The organism is Lichenihabitans sp. Uapishka_5 (assembly GCF_033947565.1).
In the GTDB taxonomy this organism is placed as follows: domain Bacteria; phylum Pseudomonadota; class Alphaproteobacteria; order Rhizobiales; family Beijerinckiaceae; genus Lichenihabitans.
This window is the reverse complement of record NZ_JARPVX010000229.1, coordinates 1-565: the sequence shown is the minus strand read 5'-3', so window position 1 is coordinate 565 and position 565 is coordinate 1. Positions and strand designations below refer to the sequence as shown.

At 64.2% G+C, this 565-nt stretch carries 2 protein-coding genes; both read left to right on the top strand.

The annotated features are described in order from the left end of the window. Positions 1-233, top strand: a 233-nt coding sequence (locus tag P7D22_RS23355; RefSeq protein WP_319936627.1) for a helix-turn-helix domain-containing protein, incomplete at its 5' end; no start/stop codon positions are given. After that, positions 233-565 (top strand): hypothetical protein (locus P7D22_RS23350; RefSeq protein ID WP_319936626.1); only part of this gene is annotated, 333 nt, incomplete at its 3' end. The genes P7D22_RS23355 and P7D22_RS23350, both read left to right, overlap by 1 nt.

Genomic DNA, 565 nt, shown 5'->3' with positions numbered 1-565 from the left:
ATTTCCTCGACCTCAACCGCGAACGCACCATGGAAGGCCTGAAGGCCGCGCTTGCGCGTGGCCGGAAGGGTGGACGGCGCAAGAAGCTCACTGACGCGGACTTGGTTGCCGCACGCGCCATGCTGAAGGACCACACCATCTCGGTTGCCGAGATCTCGCGCCGTATGGGCGTCACCCGAGGAACTTTCTACCAGTATTTTCCAGCCGCGCGTCGCCAGGCAGGAGGGGCCTGATGCCGATCCGCCCGCACCTCAAATATCTGTACCCAATCGACTGGCCGCAGCTCTCGGCGCTTATCCGCTTCGAGCGTGCCAAGGGGCGCTGCGAAGGCTGTGGTCGCCCACACGGCATGACGGTGCACCATCTTGGCGACGGCAGATGGTATGACGTGGAGCGGGCGCAATGGCGAAGCGGGAAGGGCAGGACGCTGCCTGACCTCTTGATCGAGCCGGAGCAGGGCGTAACGACGACCGTGTATCTCGCGACGGCGCATCTCGACCATGATCCCGGCAACAGCAGCCCGAGGAACCTGAAAGCCCTCTGCCAGCGGTGCCACATGCTGCAC